The 19,332-nt window shown below is 65.9% G+C and carries 19 protein-coding genes and 1 tRNA gene; 3 read left to right on the top strand and 17 right to left on the bottom strand.

Going from position 1 to position 19,332, the window contains the following annotated elements; all coding sequences use genetic code 11:
* Nucleotides 1-40: 40 nt before the first annotated feature.
* Complete coding sequence (locus HDC96_RS05660; protein ID WP_179459116.1) at nucleotides 41-1,579, top strand: N-acetylmuramoyl-L-alanine amidase; 1,539 nt, start codon at nucleotides 41-43, stop codon at nucleotides 1,577-1,579.
* Nucleotides 1,580-2,225: 646 nt separating this feature from the next.
* On the opposite strand, the gene lpdA is transcribed toward HDC96_RS05660, so the two are convergent.
* Genes lpdA through HDC96_RS05640 form a run of 4 tightly spaced genes read right to left on the bottom strand, consistent with a single transcriptional unit; the run spans nucleotide 2,226 to nucleotide 7,282 of the window.
* Nucleotides 2,226-3,632, bottom strand: coding sequence for a dihydrolipoyl dehydrogenase (lpdA, locus tag HDC96_RS05655; protein WP_179459115.1), 1,407 nt, complete (start codon nucleotides 3,630-3,632; stop codon nucleotides 2,226-2,228).
* A 3-nt stretch (nucleotides 3,633-3,635) separates the two neighbouring features.
* Nucleotides 3,636-4,979, bottom strand: coding sequence for a dihydrolipoamide acetyltransferase family protein (locus tag HDC96_RS05650; protein WP_179459114.1), 1,344 nt, complete (start codon nucleotides 4,977-4,979; stop codon nucleotides 3,636-3,638).
* A gap of 3 nt (nucleotides 4,980-4,982) precedes the next feature.
* A complete protein-coding gene (locus HDC96_RS05645; RefSeq protein ID WP_179459113.1) occupies nucleotides 4,983-6,026 on the bottom strand; it encodes an alpha-ketoacid dehydrogenase subunit beta in 1,044 nt (347 codons plus the stop codon).
* A 5-nt stretch (nucleotides 6,027-6,031) separates the two neighbouring features.
* Nucleotides 6,032-7,282: a 3-methyl-2-oxobutanoate dehydrogenase (2-methylpropanoyl-transferring) subunit alpha gene (locus tag HDC96_RS05640; RefSeq protein WP_179459112.1), complete on the bottom strand. Its 1,251-nt coding sequence runs from the start codon at nucleotides 7,280-7,282 to the stop codon at nucleotides 6,032-6,034.
* 262 nt (nucleotides 7,283-7,544) lie between these two features.
* Between HDC96_RS05640 and HDC96_RS05635 the strand changes: the two genes are divergently transcribed.
* Entirely contained in the window at nucleotides 7,545-8,456 is a 912-nt protein-coding gene (locus tag HDC96_RS05635; RefSeq protein WP_179459111.1) for a LysR substrate-binding domain-containing protein, read from the top strand.
* A gap of 96 nt (nucleotides 8,457-8,552) precedes the next feature.
* Here the strand turns inward: HDC96_RS05635 and HDC96_RS05630 are convergent, their stop codons facing one another.
* The 13 genes from HDC96_RS05630 to HDC96_RS05575 form a co-directional block, all read right to left on the bottom strand.
* Entirely contained in the window at nucleotides 8,553-9,014 is a 462-nt protein-coding gene (locus HDC96_RS05630) for an SRPBCC family protein (RefSeq protein ID WP_179459110.1), read from the bottom strand.
* A gap of 2 nt (nucleotides 9,015-9,016) precedes the next feature.
* Nucleotides 9,017-9,331, bottom strand: coding sequence for a metalloregulator ArsR/SmtB family transcription factor (locus HDC96_RS05625; protein WP_179459109.1), 315 nt, complete (start codon nucleotides 9,329-9,331; stop codon nucleotides 9,017-9,019).
* 181 nt (nucleotides 9,332-9,512) lie between these two features.
* Nucleotides 9,513-9,638 carry a hypothetical protein gene (locus HDC96_RS18345; RefSeq protein WP_257018598.1) on the bottom strand — a complete coding sequence of 42 codons (126 nt, stop codon included), beginning with the start codon at nucleotides 9,636-9,638 and terminating at the stop codon, nucleotides 9,513-9,515.
* A 190-nt stretch (nucleotides 9,639-9,828) separates the two neighbouring features.
* A complete protein-coding gene (locus tag HDC96_RS05620; protein ID WP_179459108.1) occupies nucleotides 9,829-11,136 on the bottom strand; it encodes a HipA domain-containing protein in 1,308 nt (435 codons plus the stop codon).
* Nucleotides 11,133-11,483, bottom strand: coding sequence for a helix-turn-helix transcriptional regulator (locus HDC96_RS05615; RefSeq protein ID WP_179459107.1), 351 nt, complete (start codon nucleotides 11,481-11,483; stop codon nucleotides 11,133-11,135). Before HDC96_RS05615 ends, HDC96_RS05620 begins: the two co-directional genes overlap by 4 nt.
* A gap of 229 nt (nucleotides 11,484-11,712) precedes the next feature.
* Nucleotides 11,713-12,600 carry a DMT family transporter gene (locus HDC96_RS05610; protein ID WP_257018652.1) on the bottom strand — a complete coding sequence of 296 codons (888 nt, stop codon included), beginning with the start codon at nucleotides 12,598-12,600 and terminating at the stop codon, nucleotides 11,713-11,715.
* A gap of 32 nt (nucleotides 12,601-12,632) precedes the next feature.
* The gene (gene murB, locus HDC96_RS05605) at nucleotides 12,633-13,682 is read right to left on the bottom strand and encodes a UDP-N-acetylmuramate dehydrogenase (protein ID WP_102788374.1); all 1,050 of its coding nucleotides are present in this window, start codon (nucleotides 13,680-13,682) and stop codon (nucleotides 12,633-12,635) included.
* Nucleotides 13,679-14,734 (bottom strand): quinone-dependent dihydroorotate dehydrogenase, encoded by a 1,056-nt coding sequence (locus HDC96_RS05600; RefSeq protein WP_179459106.1) that lies wholly within the window; start codon nucleotides 14,732-14,734, stop codon nucleotides 13,679-13,681. Before HDC96_RS05600 ends, murB begins: the two co-directional genes overlap by 4 nt.
* A gap of 9 nt (nucleotides 14,735-14,743) precedes the next feature.
* Nucleotides 14,744-15,514 carry a class I SAM-dependent methyltransferase gene (locus HDC96_RS05595; RefSeq protein WP_179459105.1) on the bottom strand — a complete coding sequence of 257 codons (771 nt, stop codon included), beginning with the start codon at nucleotides 15,512-15,514 and terminating at the stop codon, nucleotides 14,744-14,746.
* Nucleotides 15,515-15,521: 7 nt separating this feature from the next.
* Nucleotides 15,522-15,806: a DUF4190 domain-containing protein gene (locus tag HDC96_RS05590; RefSeq protein WP_179459104.1), complete on the bottom strand. Its 285-nt coding sequence runs from the start codon at nucleotides 15,804-15,806 to the stop codon at nucleotides 15,522-15,524.
* Nucleotides 15,807-15,856: 50 nt separating this feature from the next.
* Entirely contained in the window at nucleotides 15,857-16,642 is a 786-nt protein-coding gene (locus HDC96_RS05585) for an SDR family oxidoreductase (protein WP_179459103.1), read from the bottom strand.
* On the bottom strand, nucleotides 16,642-18,174 hold the full coding sequence (locus HDC96_RS05580; RefSeq protein WP_179459102.1) for an aldehyde dehydrogenase family protein: 1,533 nt from the start codon (nucleotides 18,172-18,174) through the stop codon (nucleotides 16,642-16,644). The genes HDC96_RS05585 and HDC96_RS05580 overlap by 1 nt, the downstream gene beginning before the upstream one ends.
* Before the next feature lie 183 nt (nucleotides 18,175-18,357).
* Nucleotides 18,358-19,002 (bottom strand): phosphatase PAP2 family protein, encoded by a 645-nt coding sequence (locus HDC96_RS05575; protein WP_179459101.1) that lies wholly within the window; start codon nucleotides 19,000-19,002, stop codon nucleotides 18,358-18,360.
* Nucleotides 19,003-19,146: 144 nt separating this feature from the next.
* On the opposite strand from HDC96_RS05575, the gene HDC96_RS05570 reads away from it, so the two are divergent.
* Nucleotides 19,147-19,223 (top strand) — tRNA-Arg (locus tag HDC96_RS05570).
* Nucleotides 19,224-19,332 lie beyond the last annotated feature (109 nt).

The raw sequence follows: 19,332 nt of genomic DNA, 5'->3' as shown, positions 1-19,332 counted from the left end.
TATCCCGTACTTATGGACGATCATCAAAGGACCATGAATCATGAAACTTCTTAGCAAATTGGGTTCCAGAGTAGTTCTAGTTACGTTAGTGGCCGCGGCAATCAGTACAACGCAATTGGCCCTTGCACAGGTGCCTGACACTGCAGGTAAACCAGCCTCTCAGATGGATGCATTTGACCGGGCCGAAATTGAGAAGCTGCTCGCCAAGGAGCTGCAGCAAGCTGTGAACATGGAGCCCAAGCTTCCAGGGCAGAAGAAGATCGTGATCACGACCGTCTTAGAAGTCAAAGAAAGAAGGTTGGTGATAGACCTGGGGCGCGATGCCGTGCCTGACACCGCCGGCGCTGCATCGGAGCGTCAATGCCACTCCTTGGTGAGTGAAGCAATCTCCATTCTCAAGGACGTCGTGAGCGTCAACGGCTACACCTGTAAATACGGCGGTAAGGACATCTTCTACTACCATCCGGATCTGCCGACGAAGAAGTCTGCGCTCAGCACCGGTAAGGAAACCCGACAGGATGATCCTCCTGTGATCGTCATGGTGTCTGCAGGACATGGGTACTTTTACAACCCGATCAGCCGGCAGTGGGAGACCCGCCGTCCTTTTATGAACGGTATGCAGGAAGACTTTGTCACTCCTTACTTCGCCCGTGATGTATCTACCGATCTCATCAACAAGTCCCATATGAGTGTCGCCAAGGCGCGCACCAATGGAACCACGACGCATGTGGCCAGCGGCCACCCGTGGTGGAAGATGTCGGCCAGGACCTGGCTTGAGAGCCAGTATCCGAGCAATCCGGGGATATGGAATTCACTGGACAATGACAATGATCCGAATGGCCAGGAAGACGACGATATCCGTGCTCGCCCGCTGTTTGCCAATCACATGAACGCAAACTACTCGTTGCATATTCACACCAATGGGTTACCGAACACCGCCGTCCGCGGCACGTTGGGCTTTTATCAGACCGGTCGCGCGGAGGACGCCGTTTTCGTCGCGCGGATCCTCTGCTCGATGAAGGAAACTATTCAGTCACATCCGACATATACGAACTGGAGCATCGACGTGCAGCCACGGGACGGGAACTATGGCGAGCTTCGTTTGACCGATGCATCAAAAAGGGCGGCCCTTATTGAACTTGGGTTCCACAGCAATCCACAAGATGCAATTGCATTGCAAGGCGACAACTTTCGTGCGCGAGCAGTAGCAGGTATGGCCAAAGGCATCAGGCTCTACCATGAAGGTAAGCAGTGTGAAACATTCAAGATCGATTCCATCCCGACGGTAACGGGCACAGTCAACACTCCCTTCAACTACACCATCGCCTACTCGGGAAACCCGACGTATCCCGTGAAAGTCTACTCTCAGCCTGTTTCGTGCGCTGCTGGTTGGAACTGTTCAAGCTTCAATCGCACGGTGAATTCTCCGGTCAGTTCACCCATAACCCAGGAGATCAACTGCACCAGCAACCAAGCAGGACAGTCCGGGACCTTCCGGTACAAGCGATGGTTGGTCGACGCCGATGGGGTAGAGACCGCTCCGGTCGAGCATACATACACATGTAACGCTGCAGCCTGACTTAGCAGCGCGGCGACCCTTGAACATCCGGGTCGCTGTATCGCGCCAGCAAAGTGAGGCCGACCTCCCGTCTACTCATGAAGAGTCTCTTAAAACAATCGTTTGGTGGCCGACTGCTCAACTGATGGCTCGGATGCTCGCCTGCCCGAAGGGGTAATTCGATAGCGGCTGCTCAGGTCGCGGGTGTCCGCTGCTGGCCGGAAGCGGACGTTGTTCGATGTTGCGCTGGACGAAGTCTGCCGTGAGTATTTTCCGGGAAGCAGATCACTCAACCAGGAGGAAGAGCAGGCCAAGCCACTGCTGGGCGGCGGTGAAATGTAGTTCTGCCCGCAGACCGCGCTGCAGCGGGCGGGTGCGAGGTTCAGTAGCAACACCATGCCGTGGACCGCCCATGTGGTGGTGGATCGCAAGCTAATACCGGGCAGAACCCGGCCTCGGCGCTGGAGGTGGGGCGGTGGTTGGTTACGCAGTTGAAGGTCGAAAAGAACTTGGCGCGGGATTCCAGCAGGCACCAGAAGTAGGGGCCTGGCGGACGGTCATCGCGCCATGTGGCCCAGGTCGATGCCGCGAGTGCCGCAGCTCTGATCCCCAAAAAACGAACGGCCCGCAATGCGGGCCCTTCGTCGTCCATCAAACCCACACACCCTCAGATATGCAGCGCATGCCCCAGCGCACGCAGCGCCGCTTCCTGCACCGCCTCACCCAGGGTCGGGTGCGGGTGGATCGTGCCGGCGATATCTTCCAGCGTGGCGCCCATCTCAATCGACTGCACGAAGGCGATCGACAGTTCCGAGACCTGCACGCCCACGGCCTGCCAGCCGAGGATCCGGTGGTCACTGCTGCGTGCGACGACGCGCACGAAGCCATCGGTGGATTCCAGCGACATCGCACGGCCATTGGCCGCGAACGGGAACAGCGCGACCTTGGTCTCGATGCCCTGTGCCTTGGCTTCGTCCGGCGACAGCCCGACCACCACGATTTCCGGATCGGTGAAGCACACCGCCGGAATCGCGGCCGGCACGAAGTGGCGCTTCCTGCCGCTGATGATCTCGGCCACCAGTTCGCCCTGTGCCATCGCCCGGTGCGCGAGCATCGGCTCACCGGCGACATCGCCGATCGCCCACACGTTGCGCATCGAGGTCTTGCACTGGTCGTCGATCTTGATCGCCTTGCCGGTCAGATCCAGCTGCAGCGATTCCAGATTGAAGCCGTCGGTCTTCGGGCGACGGCCGACCGCGACCAGGATCTGGTCGGCGTCCAGCGCGATTTCGTTACCGTCCTTGTCGCGCACGCGCAGCTGGCCGTTGTCGGCCAGGCCGAGCACGCTGTGGCCGGTCAGCAGCTTCACGCCGGACTTCTCCAGGTGCGTGGCCACCGGCTTGGTCAGCTCGGCGTCGTAGGCCGGCAGGATGCGTTCCTGGGCCTCGACTACGGTCACTTCGCAGCCGAGCTTGCGGTACACCGTGCCCAGTTCCAGGCCGATGTAACCGCCACCGACGACGATCAGCTGCTTGGGCAGCGAGGTCGGCGAGAGGGCTTCGGTCGAGGAGATGACCTTGCCGCCGAAGGGCAGGAACGGCAGCTCCACCGGCACCGAACCGGTGGCCAGCAGCAGGTGCTCGCAGGTGATGCGCAGCGTGCCGCCATCTTCCGCGGCACCGGCGATCTCGACGGTCTTGCCGTCGACGATCGTGGCCCAGCCCTTGATCAGCTGCGCGCCGTTTTTCTTCAGCAGCGCGCTGACGCCACCGGTCAGCTTCTTGACGATGCCGGCCTTCCACGCCACGGTCTTGGCCAGGTCCAGCGAGGGCGCCTGCACGCTGATGCCCAGCGGCGAGGTGCCTGCCGCATAGGCGGTGACCTTGGCGAATTCCTCGGCGGCATGGATCAGCGCCTTGGACGGAATGCAGCCGATGTTGAGGCAGGTGCCACCCGGATTGACGCCCTCGACCACGATGGTCTTGACGCCGAGCTGGCCGGCGCGGATGCCGGCGATGTAACCGCCGGGACCGCCGCCGATGATCAGCAACTGGGTTTGAAGGGTATTGGACATCGCTTACTCCACGAACAGCAGGGCCGGGGTTTCCAGGCGCGTACGGATCGCCTGCACGAACTCGGCCGCATCCATGCCATCGACGATGCGATGGTCGAACGAGGACGACAGATTCATCAGCTTGCGTGCCACCACCTGGCCCTCGCGGAACATCGGGCGTTCGACGATGCGGTTGACGCCGACGATCGCCACTTCCGGATGGTTGATGATCGGGGTCGAGACCAGGCCACCAATCGCGCCGAGGCTGCTGATGGTGATGGTCGAGCCGGACAGCTCCTCACGGGTCGCCTTGCCCACACGCACGGCACTGGCCAGGCGCGCGATTTCCGCGGCGGTCTGCCACAGGTCCAGCGACTCGGCATGCGCGACCACCGGCACCGACAGGCCGACCTCGCTCTGGGTCGCGATGCCCAGCTGCACGCCCTCGTAGCGGGTCACGATGTTGGCCTGGTCATCAAAGCGGGCGTTCATCTGCGGGAAGTCGCGCGCGGCCAGCACGACCGCGCGTGCCAGCAACGGCAGCAGGGTCAGCTTGCCGCGTTCCTTGGCCCAGCGCTCATTGAGCTTGGCGCGCAGGGCTTCCACTTCCGTGACGTCGATCTCTTCCACATAGGTGATGTGCGGAATGGTCGTCCAGGACTGCTGCATCTTCTGCGCGATCTTGCGGCGCAGGCCCATGACCGGCACCTGCTGCTCGCCGGTACGGCGTGCGTAGCTGCTGCCGCCGGCACTGCCACCGACCGGCTGTGCCTTGCCACCGGCGGCGGCGTAGGCATCCAGATCGGCCTGCAGGATGCGACCACCCGGGCCGGTGGCCGGCACGTAGCGCAGCTCGATCCCCAGGTCCCAGGCGCGGCGGCGCACGGCCGGCGAGGCCAGCGGGGCTTCACCGGCGTTGAGCACGCCGTTGGTGACCGCGCCACGCGCGTCCTGCTTGGCGGCGCAGGCGGGTGCGGAGGCAGCGGCGGCCTTGGCCGGCGTCGCAGCCGGTGCAGACTCTGCGGCGGCCGCAGGTGCCGCTGCCGGTGCGGCAGCCTTGGGCGCAGCAACCGGTTCGGCCGGTGCCGCGGCGGCCGGTGCACTGGCCGCGCTGGCATTGCCGGCACCGTCCACTTCCAGGCGGATCAGCTCGCTGCCGACGGCCATCATCTGGCCGGGCTTGCCGCCCAGCGAGACCACGGTGCCTGACACGGGCGAGGGGATCTCGACCATGGCCTTGTCGGTCATGACCTCGGCCACGACCTGGTCTTCGGCGACCGGGCCACCGACCTCGACCTTCCAGGTGATCAGTTCGACTTCGGCGATACCTTCACCGATGTCCGGCATCTTGATGACGTGATGTCCCATGGTTCAGTCCTCCAGCACGCGCTGCATTGCATCGATGACCCGGGACGGACCCGGGAAGTAGTCCCATTCCTGCGCGTGCGGATACGGGGTGTCCCAGCCGGTAACGCGTTCCACCGGTGCCTGCAGGTGGTAGAAGCAATGCTCCTGCACCAGCGCGACCAGTTCGGCGCCGAAGCCGCAGGTGCGGGTGGCTTCGTGCAGCACGATGCAGCGGCCGGTCTTCTTGACCGAGTTGACGATGGCGTCCAGATCCAGCGGCCACAGGCTGCGCAGGTCGATCACTTCGGCGTCGATCCCGGCATCTTCGGCGGCGGCCTTGGCCACCCACACGGTGGTGCCGTAGGTGATGATCGTCAGGGCCTTGCCTTCGCGGGCGATGGCGGCCTTGTCCAGCGGCACGTTGTAGTAGCCCTCCGGCACCCGATTGTTCGGGTACTTGGACCACGCGGTGACCGGGCGGTCGTGATGACCATCGAACGGGCCGTTGTACAGGCGCTTGGGCTCCAGGAAGATCACCGGATCGTCGTTCTCGATCGAGGCGATCAGCAGGCCCTTGGCGTCGTACGGGTTGGACGGCATCACCGTGCGCAGGCCGGTGGCGTGCGCGAAGATCGCCTCCGGACTCTGGCTGTGGGTCTGGCCGCCGTAGATGCCACCGCCACACGGCGTGCGGAACACCAGCGAGGACGTGAAGCTGCCGCCGGAGCGATAGCGCATGCGCGCCGCTTCGGACACGATCTGGTCGTAGGCCGGGTAGATGTAATCGGCGAACTGGATTTCGGCGACCGGGCGCAGGCCGTAGGCGGCCATGCCGATCGCCGCGCCGGCGATGCCGTTTTCGGAAATCGGCGCATCGAACACGCGCTGCTTGCCGTACTTGGTCTGCAGGCCGTCGGTGCAGCGGAACACGCCGCCGAAGTAGCCCACGTCCTGGCCGAAGACCACCACGTTGTCGTCGCGTTCCAGCATCACGTCCATCGCCGAGCGCAGCGCCTGGATCATGGTCATCGGCGTGCCGCCGGTGTTGTTCTGTTCAATCCCGCTCATGGTGTTCAGACTCCCAACTGCTGACGCTGGCGACGGAGATGTTCGGGCATGTCCTTGTAGACGTCTTCGAACATGAGGGCCGCGCCGGGACGGTTGTCGCTGCCGAGCAACCCGTGGGTTTCGGCTTCCTTGAGGGCACGCAGGACCTCGGCATCGAGCTCGGTGCGCACTTCGTCGTGCTGCTGCTCGCTCCACAGGCCGCGCTTGATCAGGTGCTGCTTCAGGCGGTCGATCGGATCGCCGAGCGGGAAGTGCTGGGCATCGTCGGCGGGGCGGTACTTGGACGGATCATCCGAGGTCGAATGCGGGCCGGCGCGGTAGGTCACCCACTCGATCAGGGTCGGGCCGAGGTTGCTGCGGGCGCGTTCGGCGGCCCAGCGCGAGGCCGCGTACACGGCCAGCAGATCGTTGCCGTCCACACGCAGCGACGGAATCCCGTAGCCCACGCCGCGCGCGGCGAAGGTGGTGTTCTCACCGCCGGCAATCGCCTGGAAGGTGGAGATCGCCCACTGGTTGTTGACCACGTTGAGCACGACCGGGGCGCGGTACACGTGCGCGAAGGTCAGCGCGGCGTGGAAGTCGCCTTCGGCGGTCGCGCCATCACCCACCCATGCGGTGGCGATGCGGGTGTCGCCCTTGATCGCCGAGGCCATCGCCCAGCCCACCGCCTGGATGTACTGGGTGGTCAGGTTGCCGGAGATCGAGAAGAAGCCGTAATCCTTGTACGAATACATGATCGGCAGCTGGCGGCCCTTCAGCGGGTCGGCGGCGTTGGACAGCACCTGGCAGATCATGTCGACCAGCGAGACTTCCTTGGTGACCAGGATGCCCTGCTGGCGGTAGGTCGGGAACTGCATGTCGTCATCGCGCAGCGCCAGGGTCTGGCCGACGGCGATCGCTTCCTCACCCAGGCACTGGATGTAGAACGAGGTCTTCTTCTGGCGCTGGGCGATCAGCATGCGGGCGTCATAGGCGCGCGTCTTGAGCATGGCGTGCATGGCACGCAGCAGCACCGCGTCGTCGATGTCGGCGGCCCACGGGCCCACGGCGTCGCCATTGTCGTCCAGCACGCGGATCAGCTGGCCGGTCAGCGGCGCGGTCTGGCTGGCGCTCACGTCCACGGGCGGCTTGTCGACCGCGCCGGCGGGGCTCAGCTTCAGATAGGAAAAGTCGGTGGCCTGGCCGGGACGGGCGCTGGGCTCGGGCACGTGCAGATGCAACGGCTCGCTCGTGGCGGGAATCTGGGGTGATGACATGTCAGGGGCCTCGCTGGGCTTGGGTCATGGAGCTACAGGCATACCGCAGGCGGGGGGCAACGGTAATGGCGATGTTGGCGCGCCGACATCCGGTCAGGATCTCGTCGCGAAGCGGGTAAGGACCAGCGCTTGCAAGGCGGCTGGGGCCATGGCGCATTGCACCCAGTGTGAAGTCTAGAGGCACAGCGGCTTATCGTAAATTTGTTTAATTGCGTATGAGGTATTGTTTATTCAGATATCTTCATTCCGTGGGAGCCCGTGCATGCAAATCCCCGCCAACATGACCCTGCGCCAGCTGCGTTACTTTGCCGAAGCGGCTGAACTGGGGCAGTTCTCGCAGGCCGCGCGCAAGCTGCACGTCTCCCAATCCGTGATCACCACGGCGGTCGCCCAGCTGGAAGCCTCGCTGGGCCTGAAGCTGTTCGACCGCATGCCGCACGGGGTCGGCCTCACCGCCGAGGGGCACCGCTTCCACCAGCATGTGCGGCACATCCTGGATACGCTGCAGGACGCGCTCAGCGAGCCGATGTTCCTGGCCAACACCCTCCCGGGCCGGGTGCGGATCGGCGCGTCCTATACGGTGCTGGGCTACTTCCTGCCGAGCCTGCTGGCGCGCTTCAAGCGCTCCTACCCACAGGTGGAGGTCGACCTGGTCGACATGGACCGTGCCGCGATCGAGCAGGGCGTCAGCAGCGGCGACCTCGACTTCGGCTTGTGCATCATTTCCAACATGGCCGAGCCCTACGTGCTGCGGCGCCAGGTGCTGATCCGCTCGCGCCGCCAGCTGTGGCTGGCCGAGTCGCATCCGCTGCTGCAGCTGCAGGTGATCAGCCCGGCCGACGTGGAGCCGTATCCGTACATCATGCTGATGGTCGACGAGGGCAAGGAGTCGGCGATGCGCTACTGGCGCTCGGTCGGGCGCGAACCCAACGTCGTGTTCCGGACCTCGTCGCTGGAAGCGCTGCGCGGCATGGTCGCCTACGGGTTCGGGGTCAGCATCCTGTCGGACATGGTCTATCGGCCCTGGTCGCTGGAGGGGCGCCGGATCGACGTACGCACCCTCACCGATGCGGTGCCGCCGATGGAAGTCGGCCTGGTCTGGCGCCCGGACGAAGACCTGTCCGCGCCGGCACGCGCACTGCATCAGTTCCTGGTCTTTGCCTGTGGCGGATGAGCGCCGATGGCATCCGCGGCCAGCCGAACATGGTCGCCGCCAGTTCGCCGGCGGCCGCGCCGAAGACCGCCAGCACCATCAGGATCAACGCTTGGCTCAGCCCAGCGGCCTGGCGAAGACGTCCATGCCCTTGCCGGTTTCCAGCAGGGATTTGAGGCTGGACAGGACGATCGGCCAGCCCTGCCGGATGCCGGTATCCATGCCGCTGCCCGGCTCAAGCTGGTCATGGGTCACGGTGAGCCGGACCATGCCGTCATACGGCACGATATCGAACGTCACCCGGCTGTAGGCCTGCGCGTCATCGGCCTGCGACGCGGCGGCCCAGGTGATGACCAGGCGCGAGGGCGGGGTGCTTTCGACCACCTCGCCGACCAGCTCGACCTTCCTTGCCGCGTCGGCACGGACGTGCTGCCAGCGTGAACCGGGCTGCCAGTCCGAGACGTTCTCATGGCCCCAATAGGTGCGGGCGATCTCTGGCCGGGTGATGGCCTCGAATACGCTTTCGGCGGTGGAGGCGATATAGATCACGTGGATGAAGCAGGTAGACACCGTGGACATCGTCATTCTCCTTCGAGTTCTTTTTTCAGGTCATGCAGCAGGCTCAGCCGTTGGTGCTCGAACTTGCGTACCCACCGCTCGTAAACCTCGTGCAGAGGCACGGGGTTGATGAAGTGCAGCTTCTCGCGGCCGCGCCTGACGGTGCTGATCAGGTTGGCCTCTTCCAGCAGGCCCAGATGCTGGGTGACCGATTGCCGTGCCATCTGCAGGTGCGCGCAGAGCTGCCCCAGCGACTGACCGTTGCTCTGGCAGAGCGCATCCAGCAGCGCCCTGCGGGTGGGATCGCCCAGCGCCTTGAACACCTTGTCTGCATCCATCCACGTTCCTCGCTGCTCGTGATCCAGGTAACGCCCTGTGCATGTGATGGCGCCCGTCGACGATCCGATAATATGCAGGTAAACGCCTGCATGTCAATGCCGGTCATGCCAAGCACCGCCACGACGGGACCAAGGCTTGCGTCGTCCCGTCGACCGGCAGGGGCTGACCGGGTTCTGGCTCTCAGCTCACTTCGCGCATCAGCATCCCGAACAGCGTGCGACCGTATTCGGCGCCGATCCAGGCATGCGGCATGTCGCCGAGATAACGCGGGAAGCGCAGCCGCGAATGGACCACCTCGGCGAGCACCTGCCATTCCAGCGGGCGACGGTCTGGCGGTTCGCCGACAGTTGGGCGCGCTGTTGCCGGCGGATGTGGTACAGGAAACCATCCACACCATTCACAGGCGACACTTGCACCACCTGCGTGACCACGCAGGACTGCGCGAGATTATTGCGCGACCCTCGCCTGGAAGGCTGCGCAGGCGTGAGGTCGGCCCTCAGCGAATGTCCGTACGCAGGCTGCCGCGGATCTGATCGCGCCAGTGCTCGGCGACGCCGGCCTCGTCGGCGAACCGGGGCCAGCGCAGCACGCTGTGCCGGACCTGCTCGATGATGTCCCGGGCGCGGCGGGCATTGATCGAGGCGGTCGCGGCACAGGCGGCCAGGTCGGCCACCTCGAAACCCTCGCGCTTGGCGTTGATCGACATCTGGTGCCGCGCTGTCCAGTCGCCGTCCGGGTTGTACGCCCAGGTGATGTCGAACGCAGGTGACAGCGACCACTGGCCCTGCCGGTCCATCAGGTAGGCGATGTTCTTGACGTGGTCGTCCTGGTTGCGTGCGATCACGTTGAACACCATCCGCCGGAACTGTTCCTCCAGCTGCGCCATGGGCAGGCGCAACTGGCGCATGACCAGCAAGGCCTGCTCGTAGGAGTAGGCAGTGGGATCATTGAAGTCGAAGTGGGCCATCGCCGCCAACGACTGCATATGGCGCTTGCCCCCTGCATCGGTGCGGTCGAAGCGTTGGGTCATGAAGTGGCGGCGGCCGCCTTCCTCCAGCAGTCGGCACTCGCTGATCTGGATGCCCGCGTCACGCGCCATCAGGGCGTAGGCGTACTCCACCACGCCGTAGCCCTTGGGGTCCGCCAGTTCCTTGTCGCGGTTGTTCTGCACGCCATCGAACTTGAGCAGCCAGTAGCTGAAGCCTGGCGCCGCTGCGGCCTGGCCCGATCGGACCTCGCCCGTGCCTTCGTTCCAGGCGATCACGGCTTTGGCCCGTGCGCCACCGGCCGAGGTACCCACGCGCAGAATGTCGCGCAGCGCATCGGCGCGCTCTTCATCGCCGAACGAGGCACGCAGGTTGTCGCGGTTGCTCAGGACCTCGGTGGCCAGCGCAACCAGGGCATCGATCTGAATCTTGTGTGCCGTGCGGACGCGCGGCCCATGTACAGGCGAGAACTCCAACGCCCCCATGCCGCGCGTGCCGGTGTAGCAGAGCCGCTCCACCGCATTGAAGCTGTCCGGGGTGCGGCCCTGGGTGGCCAGCCAGGCATTGATCAGGGTATTGCCGTACTTGTCCGGCAGGGCGTCGGCGAGCAGGCCGGGCAAGCCATGGAAGCCTGCCGGGTTGAGGGAGGGGAAACCGTAGATCCGATCCGCCGCGAGCGGCATGGTCAGCGGGGCGACCTCGATGCTGGAACGTGCGAATGCCGGGTCGTAGGCAAATTGTGCGATCCGCTCGCCGTCGGCCAGCGTCACCGCGCCGATCCGGCTGCCCCACAGGCGTACCTCGGCCGTGGTGTTCATTGCTCATCGCCCCAGGTCCAAGGCTTGGCCGGTGCCGGCTCTGCCACCCCCGGTCGAGCGCGCTGGCGCTGGTGGCCGCGGCGCTCCAGCAGATCGATCGGATTGGGACCGTCGCTGGGCAGCATCACCTCCAGCGCATCCAGCCTGCCGAGGGCGCGCAGGCACCGGATCAGGTTGGCCAGCTGGGCGGGCGTGCCGTCTTCCAGCCGCTGCACGGTGCGTTTGGAGACGCCCGCAGCATCGGCCAGCTGCTCCTGGGTGATGCCTTGCGAGAGTCGCACGCGGGCTAGGCGTTGCCCCAGCTCAGCCAGGACAGCCTCGTCCGTCATCAGATGTGTGATCGTCATAAGGTGACCCTCCTGGCGCTTTGTATCGCACTATTGCGATAAAGCGTCAAGTTTGGCGAGTTACGACATTAAAATGCACTTCAACAAAGTGACATAAATGGCGTTTTATTGCGATTTTTAGTGGTAAGGTGCCAGGAATGACGCTTAACGAGATCCGTTTATCGTCCGAGTGCATCCACGCATGCCGTGGATCTACGCGGGACGGGGCCCATCCCGGCGACGCGTCGGTTCATTCCCCGGGCTTCGCCGCCGCTGTTGCCGCCTGCGATTTCGCCCGCCGTGCCAGCGTCGCTTCGCGGTGGGCGATGTAGGCATTCGCGCCGAGGATGATGCCGGCACCGATCACGGTCCAGCGGTCCAGCGTTTCGTTGAACAGCAGCCAGCCCAGCAGGCTGACCAGCGGCAGCTGCATGAAGCTGATCGGAGTGAGTGCGGAGACCTCGCCCAGGCGCAGGGCGCGTGTCCACAGCAGCTGGCCGAGCGTGCCGAGCACGCCGGTCGCGACCAGCCAGACCCAGGCCAGGCCGGTCGGCCAGACCCAGACGAACAGCGCCGGCACCAGCGACAGCGGCACCCAGAACACATAGGTGTAGAACACCACCGTATCGGCGCTGTCGATGCGGGTGAGCTGCTTGATCTGGATCGCCACCAGCGAGCTCAGCACCGCGGCGCCGACGGCGACCAGGGTGCCAGGCGTGAAGCTGGTCGAGCCCGGGCGCACGATGATCAGCACGCCGATGAAGCCGATGATCACCGCCGCCCAGCGGCGCATGCGCACGGTTTCGCCCAGCCACAGCACGGCAGCGATGGTCACGAACAGCGGTGTCGAATAGGAGAGCGAGATCGCCTGGGAGATCGGCAGATGCCCGATCGCCCAGAACGCGCACAGCATCGAGGCCAGCCCGATCGCGCTGCGCAGGAAGTAACGCGGCAGCTGCTGCGTCTTCAGCGGCGCGCTGCCCGGGCGGATCAGCATCGGCAGCAGCGCCAGCAGGCCGAAGGCGTTGCGGAAGAACGCCACTTCCTGGGTTGGCACGTAGCGGGTGGCGTAGCGGATCGCGATCGCCATCAGGCCGAAGGCCAGCGTACTGCCGAGCATCAGCAGGGCGGCCCGCAACGGCGTGGCCACCGGTAAGGCGGGGGCGGGGTTCACCACTGTGCGCCGATCAGCCTGGGTTCCGGTTCGATCGGCACGCCGAATTTCTCCAGGACCGAAGCGGAGATCCGCCGCGCCAGCGCGAGCAGTTCTTCACCGGTGGCCTGGCCATGGTTGACCAGCACCAGCGCATGGCTCGGCGCCACGCCGGCATCGCCATCGCGATAGCCCTTCCAGCCGCAGCTTTCGATCATCCAGGCTGCGGAGATCTTGCGACGGCTGTCGTCGTCGGCCGGGAACACCGGCAGCTCGGGGAAGTGCTGCAGCAGCACCTCCACCTGTTCCAGCGGCAGGATCGGGTTCTTGAAGAAGCTGCCCGCGTTGCCGAGCACGTCCGGATCCGGCAGTTTGCGGCGGCGGATGTTGATCACCGCGTTGGCCACATCGGCAGCCACCGGCAGCTCAACGCCCATCGCCTCCATTTCCTCGGCGATCCCGGCATAGCCCAGGCGCAGGCCATGCAGCAGCGGCAGGCGCAGCTCGATCGCGGTGATCAGGTAACGGTCCGGGTCGTGCTTGAAGATGCTGTCGCGGTAGGCGAACTGGCAGCCTTCCGCATCGAAGCGCACCCAGTCGTTCTCGTGTCGGTCCCAGGCATCGACCGCCTGGATGAACTCGCCGACCTGCGCGCCATAGGCGCCGATGTTCTGGATCGGGGAGGCGCCGGCGGTGCCGGGGATCAGGGCCAGGTTTTCCAGCCCGGACAGCCCGTTCTGCAACGACCACATCACCAGCCCATGCCAGTTCACGCCGGCACCGGCACGCACGATGGTGTGGTCGGCGCGGTGCTCCAGAATCTCGATGCCGCGGTTGGCGAACACCAGCACGGTGCCCTCCACGTTGTCCGCGATCAGCACGTTGCTGCCGCTGCCCAAGACCAGCAGCGGCTGCTCTGCCACGCGTGGCAGGGCCAGCACCTCCGGCAGCACGGAAGGATCGAACACCTCCAGCAGCTGCGCGGCGGTGGCGTCGACATGGAAAGTGTTGAGCGCCTTCAGTGAGGCGTTTTCAGTGATGGCCCAGGCGGTCATGGCGTCGTTCACAGCGGTGCCACCGCGCCGCGGCTGGGCGCCTCTCTGCGGCGCCGGATCGCCTCCACGCAGTCATGCACCAGCTCCGGGCCACGGAAGATCAGGCCGCTGTAGCACTGCACCAGCGCGGCGCCGGCGGCCATCTTGGCCACCGCGTCCGCGCCGGATTGAATGCCGCCCACGCCGATCAACGGCATCGACTCCGGCAGGCGCGCGCGCAGGCGACGCAGCACCAGGGTCGATTGGCCCAGCAGCGGTGCACCGGACAGGCCGCCGGCTTCGTTCGCGCGCGGGTCACCGGCCACGGCACTGCGATCGATGGTGGTGTTGGTCGCGATCACGCCGTCCACCTTGAGTTCGCCGAGCACGCGCGCGGCGGCATCGATGTCGCGATCACTCAGATCCGGGGCGACCTTGACCAGCATCGGCACCCGCTTGCCGTGCTTGGCGGCGAGGCTTTCCTGGCTTTCGCGCAGCTGCGAAATCAGCTGGCGCAGCGCGGTCTCTTCCTGCAGCTCACGCAGGCCGGCGGTGTTCGGCGAGGAGATGTTGACGGTGATGTAGTCGGCCAGCGGATACACCTTCTGCAGGCAGTGCTGGTAATCGTCGAACGCCTGCTCGTTGGGGGTGTCCTTGTTCTTGCCGATGTTGATGCCGAGCAGGCCGGTGCGGCGCTTGGCGCGTTCGACATTGCGCACCAGCGCATCCACGCCCAGGTTGTTGAAGCCCATGCGGTTGATGATGGCGTGGTGCTCTGGCAGCCGGAACAGGCGCGGCTTCGGGTTGCCCGACTGCGGACGCGGGGTGATCGTGCCGATCTCGACGAAGCCGAAGCCCAGGGCCAGCAGCGCATCGATGTGCTCGCCGTTCTTGTCCAGGCCGGCGGCCAGGCCCACCGGATTCGGGAAACTCACTCCGAACGCGTTGGTCGGCAGCGGGGCGATGCGGCGGCCCATCAGCGGCGTGGTGCCGGTGCGATAGGCCAGGTCCAGCGCACTCAGGCCAAGGCCGTGGGCGCGTTCTGCATCAAAGGCGAACAGGAAGGGGCGGGCAAGCGAGTACATGGCGTTCAATCAGTCCAGCGTGCCGACAAAGGCACGGGTTTGGTATTCAAAGGCGATCTGCCCGTCCACCGCGTGGGCGTCGAACAGCTGTTGCAGTGCCTCCAGCATCGGCGCGTGGCGCGGGTGACCGGCCTGCGGTGCATACGAAGAGGACAGCAGGCGGCCACGCAGGCCGTCGTAGTCCATGCGCTGCACGTTCGGCAGCCGGGCCATGCCACGCAGGCCCTCGCCAAACCAGGCGCGCATGGTGTCATCGTCCTGGTAGCGCTCGGCGACCTCGGTGTAATCGGTGCCGAACTCCAGCAGCAGCTGCTCATAGCCGATCAGGAACGGGGACGCATCGAGCAGGCGCGAGTTCCAGAACACCAGGGCCATGCCTTCGGGCTGCAGGATGCGCGCCCATTCGCGGCGCACGGCGGTGGTATCGAACCAGTGGAAGGCCTGTGCTGCGGCAACCAGGCCGACGCTGTTGTCGGCCAGGCCGGTGGCCTCGGCGGTGCCGTCGGCGACCTTCAGGCGCAGATAATCAGGCGCGAGCAACTGCTCGGCGGCCTCGCGCATGGCCGCGTTCGGCTCCACCGCGATGACCGGGTGGCCGGCGGCCAGGAACAGCCGGGTGGAAATGCCGGTGCCGGCGCCGATGTCGGCGACCAGGGTTTCGGTGGGCACACCGATGTCCTGGTGCAGCCAATCCAGCAAGGCCGGGGGATAGTCGGGACGGTAGCGGACGTAGTCGGCCACCCGACTGCTGAAGCGTTCGGTCGAATCCGAGCGGCTCATGTGCACCTCACGATTGGGTAGCGGCAAACCAGGCCAGTCCGCCGAAGAACAACAGCACCACCACCATGGCGAGCAGGCTGCCGATCACCACGATCCAGCCCAGGATCAGGCCGGCCAGCGCCATGCCGTCGCCTTCCAGTTCCAGCGGCCGGCGGCGGATCTCGGCACGGGCCAGGTGGCCGGTGATGATCGCCGCGATGCTGCCGATGAAGGGCAGGGCGGTCCAGCCGAGGATGCCCATGATCAGGCTGACCACGGCCATGGCACTCGTTTGTCGGGGCGGAAGGCTCATGCAGGTCCTGGTCGCGGTGGGGTGGTTGGATGATAGGGCCAGTGGCGGGTTTATCCCATCAGGACCTGGCCACCATCGACATTCAAGGTGTGCCCGGTGATCCAGCCCGCCAGCGGCGAGCACAGGAACAGCGCGGCGTTGGCGATGGCCGCCGGCTCGCCGAAGCGGCCGAACGGAATCTTCGCCAGGGTGTTTCGATACAGCTCGGGGTCCTGCTCGCGCCGGCGCGCCCACAAGCCATCCTCGAACTCGATCGAGCCGGGGGCGATGGCGTTGACGCGGATGCGCTGCGGTGCCAGCGCAAGGGCCTGCGAGGTGGTGTAGTGCATCAGCGCGGCCTTGGCGGCCGCATACGGCGCGCCACCCGGGCGCGGCTGCTGGGCGGCGATCGAGGCCAGGTTGAGAATGCAGGCATCGCTGGACTGCTGGAGCCAGGGCAAGGCCAGCCGCGAGGCACGCACGGCCGACATCAGGTCGACGTTCAAGCTGGCTTCCCAGCCCGCCTCATCGTCGGCCATACCGTAGCCGGTCGCGTTGTTGACCAGCACGTCGATGCCGCCGAGGGCCTGCGCGGCATCGGCCAGCCAGCGGCCGATGTCGTCCAGCCGGGAGAGGTCGGCACTGGCCGTATGCACGGCCAAGCCGAGGGCCCCGGCATCCGCACGCAGCGCGGCCAGACCGGCCTCACCGCGTGCGCAGACCGAGACGCGGGCGCCTGCCGAAGCAAACGCCAGCGCCATCGCGCGCCCGATGCCCTTGCTGCCCCCGGCGATCAGCACCCGGCGCCCGGTGAACTCCAGGCGCGGGCCGGCCGGCAGGCGGGGCGCGGCGTCCATCACAGGTCGAACTTGATGCCCTGGGCCAGCGGCAGCGAGTCGGAGTAGTTGATGGTGTTGGTCTGGCGGCGCATGTAGACCTTCCAGGCGTCCGAGCCGGACTCACGGCCACCGCCGGTGTCCTTCTCGCCACCGAACGCACCACCGATCTCCGCGCCCGAGGTGCCGATGTTGACGTTGGCGATGCCGCAGTCCGAACCGGCTGCCGAGAGGAAACGCTCGGCGGTCTTCAGGTTGGTGGTGAAGATCGAGGACGACAGGCCCTGCGGCACGCCGTTCTGCATGTCGATCGCTTCGTCCAGCGTGCTGTACTTCATCACGTACAGGATCGGGGCGAAGGTCTCGTGCTGGACGACCTCGTCGCTGTTCTTCAGGCCGGTAACGATGGCCGGCAGCACGAAGTTGCCCGCGCGGTCGATGCGGGTGCCGCCGGTCTGCACGGTGCCGCCGCTGGCCTTGGCCTTCTCGATCGAGGCCAGGAACTGCTCCACCGCGCCTTCGCTGTTGAGCGGGCCCATCAGGTTGGCCGGGTCGGTCGGATCGCCGATCTTGCCTTCGACCTGCTTGTACGCCTTGATCAGCGTGGCCAGCACGTCGTCATGGATGGATTCGTGCACGATCAGGCGGCGCGTGGTGGTGCAGCGCTGGCCGGCGGTACCGACGGCGCCGAACACGATGCCCGGGACCGCCAGCTTCAGGTCGGCGGTTTCGTCCAGGATGATGGCGTTGTTGCCACCCAGCTCCAGCAGGCAGCGGCCGAGGCGATGCGCGACCTTCTCGGCGACCTGGCGGCCGACCTGGGTCGAGCCGGTGAAGCTGATCAGCGGCACGCGCTTGTCGGCCACCATCTTCTGCGACAGCTCGGTGCCGGCATCGTTGATCAGGAAGAACAGGTCCGGGAACCCGCCCTCGCGCAGCGCTTCATTGCAGATGCGCATGGAGGCGATCGCGGTCAGCGGCGTCTTGTTGGACGGCTTCCACAGGCAGATATCGCCGCAGATCGTGGCCAGGAAGGAGTTCCATGCCCACACCGCGACCGGGAAGTTGAACGCGCTGATGATGCCGACGAGGCCCAGCGGCTGGTACTGCTCGTACATCCGGTGGCCCGGGCGCTCGGAATGCATGGTGTAGCCATAGAGCATGCGGCTCTGGCCCACGGCGAAGTCGGCGATGTCGATCATCTCCTGCACTTCGCCATCGCCTTCGGGCTTGCTCTTGCCCATTTCCAGCGCGACCAGCGAGCCCAGGGCATCCTTGTTGGCGCGCAGGGCGTTACCGCACAGGCGCACGGCTTCGCCACGGCGCGGGGCCGGGGTGGTGCGCCAGACCTTGAAGGCCTCCTGGGCGCGGGCCACGATGGTTTCGTAGTCGGCGTCGGTGGTCGCGTAGACCTGGGCGATGGCTTCGCCGGTGGTCGGGTTCACCGGGGTGATCACACCGGCATCGGTGGCCGTGGACCACTCGCCGTTGCCAAGGTAGGTGCCAGCGTTGGTCGCGTCGAGGCCGAGGGCCTTGAGCAGGTCAGAGGACATGCAAACTCCTGTTGCGTTGCGTTTGTAAGGCGCTGGCCGCTGGCAGGGTGGGGGGCGGCGAGCTGAACCCCGAATGGTAACAGAGGGGGGCAATGCCTCATCTGGCGGTGCAGCGGCCTGGGCGCCTCCATTGCCCGGCGTATGGCGGACGTCGCACTGACCCCCTTCGCCCCGCCAGGGTGATCAGCGCTTCGGCTGGCAGGCAGGCGCCGCGTGCGAGGCCGGGTGGCTGCAGGCGCTGGCGCGGGTAAACACCTCGCCGCGTCCGGACAAGCCGGTCGCCAAGCGCATCACCAGATCGTGCGTCCGCACGCCCGACAAGAGCACCAGGGCCATCGCTGCGCCAAGCACGGCGGCGGCGATGGCAGGCAGTGGCGTCCTGGCGGTGTCATCCCGGGCCCGCAGGGCCATGGCGCTGACGGCGATGCCCAACAGCGATCCGCTGACGACCTCCGACACCGAGTGGGCGTTCAATGGCAGCCGTGAGTAAGCGATTGCGGCGGCGAGCAGTGCACCGAGCACCGCGCCGGCGAGCGGCCACCGCACCCGCCCCTGGAGCATCAGGTAGAAGACGACCGGATACACCGCCGCCGTCATCGTTGCGTGGCCGCTGAATCCGGTGAAATCCAGCCGCGCCCAACCGATGCCCCACCCCAGGAACGCCAGTTTAGAGGCGAGGGACAGCCCGCCGACAACGATCAGTCCGGCCGCCCATCGCATGCGCAGCGCACGGTTCGCCCGGGCGCCGAAGAGCAACAGCACCGCGCTCAACGGCAGCAACCAGCGGCTGTCGCCCAGTTGGGACAGCAGGACCCACAGGGAATGCATTTACGTCACTCATCGCGGGGGCACAGGAGCATAGGGCAGTTGCCGCGCCCGGGGATGAGTGGCGGGTAACGGGGCATTCGTGGTGCGTGCGTGGCGGTGATTGGATGGAATGCGCGGTTTGCCTGTATCCTTTACGCCCTCCGTGGCCCCGTAGCTCAGCTGGATAGAGCGTCCCCCTCCTAAGGGGAAGGTCGCCCGTTCGAATCGGGCCGGGGTCACCATCGTCGCCCGTTCAGGGCGGTGCGATGCCGGCGGCGGAAGGCTCGATCGCCCGGCAGTGAAGTGACCTTCTCAGGCACTCCGGACGTCACACCTTCCCCGGCCGCTCAT

Origin of the sequence: Stenotrophomonas sp. JAI102 (genome assembly GCF_013409105.1) — a bacterium.
Classification (GTDB): Bacteria; Pseudomonadota; Gammaproteobacteria; order Xanthomonadales; family Xanthomonadaceae; genus Stenotrophomonas; species Stenotrophomonas maltophilia_AA.
This window is presented reverse-complemented; position numbering and strand designations above follow the sequence as displayed.

Bases quoted from the DNA above. Each gene is read 5' to 3' on its own strand.
- HDC96_RS05580 (WP_179459102.1), bottom strand. From the start codon at position 18,174: ATGTCCTCTGACCTGCTCAAGGCCCTCGGCCTCGACGCGACCAACGCT.
- HDC96_RS05595 (WP_179459105.1), bottom strand. From the start codon at position 15,514: ATGAGCCGCTCGGATTCGACCGAACGCTTCAGCAGTCGGGTGGCCGAC.
- HDC96_RS05620 (WP_179459108.1), bottom strand. From the start codon at position 11,136: ATGAACACCACGGCCGAGGTACGCCTGTGGGGCAGCCGGATCGGCGCG.
- lpdA (WP_179459115.1), bottom strand. From the start codon at position 3,632: ATGTCCAATACCCTTCAAACCCAGTTGCTGATCATCGGCGGCGGTCCC.
- HDC96_RS05650 (WP_179459114.1), bottom strand. From the start codon at position 4,979: ATGGGACATCACGTCATCAAGATGCCGGACATCGGTGAAGGTATCGCC.
- HDC96_RS05625 (WP_179459109.1), bottom strand. From the start codon at position 9,331: ATGGATGCAGACAAGGTGTTCAAGGCGCTGGGCGATCCCACCCGCAGG.
- HDC96_RS05575 (WP_179459101.1), bottom strand. From the start codon at position 19,002: ATGCATTCCCTGTGGGTCCTGCTGTCCCAACTGGGCGACAGCCGCTGG.
- HDC96_RS05590 (WP_179459104.1), bottom strand. From the start codon at position 15,806: ATGAGCCTTCCGCCCCGACAAACGAGTGCCATGGCCGTGGTCAGCCTG.
- HDC96_RS05615 (WP_179459107.1), bottom strand. From the start codon at position 11,483: ATGACGATCACACATCTGATGACGGACGAGGCTGTCCTGGCTGAGCTG.
- HDC96_RS05635 (WP_179459111.1), top strand. From the start codon at position 7,545: ATGCAAATCCCCGCCAACATGACCCTGCGCCAGCTGCGTTACTTTGCC.
- HDC96_RS05660 (WP_179459116.1), top strand. From the start codon at position 41: ATGAAACTTCTTAGCAAATTGGGTTCCAGAGTAGTTCTAGTTACGTTA.
- HDC96_RS05585 (WP_179459103.1), bottom strand. From the start codon at position 16,642: ATGGACGCCGCGCCCCGCCTGCCGGCCGGCCCGCGCCTGGAGTTCACC.
- HDC96_RS05630 (WP_179459110.1), bottom strand. From the start codon at position 9,014: ATGTCCACGGTGTCTACCTGCTTCATCCACGTGATCTATATCGCCTCC.
- HDC96_RS05645 (WP_179459113.1), bottom strand. From the start codon at position 6,026: ATGAGCGGGATTGAACAGAACAACACCGGCGGCACGCCGATGACCATG.
- HDC96_RS05640 (WP_179459112.1), bottom strand. From the start codon at position 7,282: ATGTCATCACCCCAGATTCCCGCCACGAGCGAGCCGTTGCATCTGCAC.
- HDC96_RS05600 (WP_179459106.1), bottom strand. From the start codon at position 14,734: ATGTACTCGCTTGCCCGCCCCTTCCTGTTCGCCTTTGATGCAGAACGC.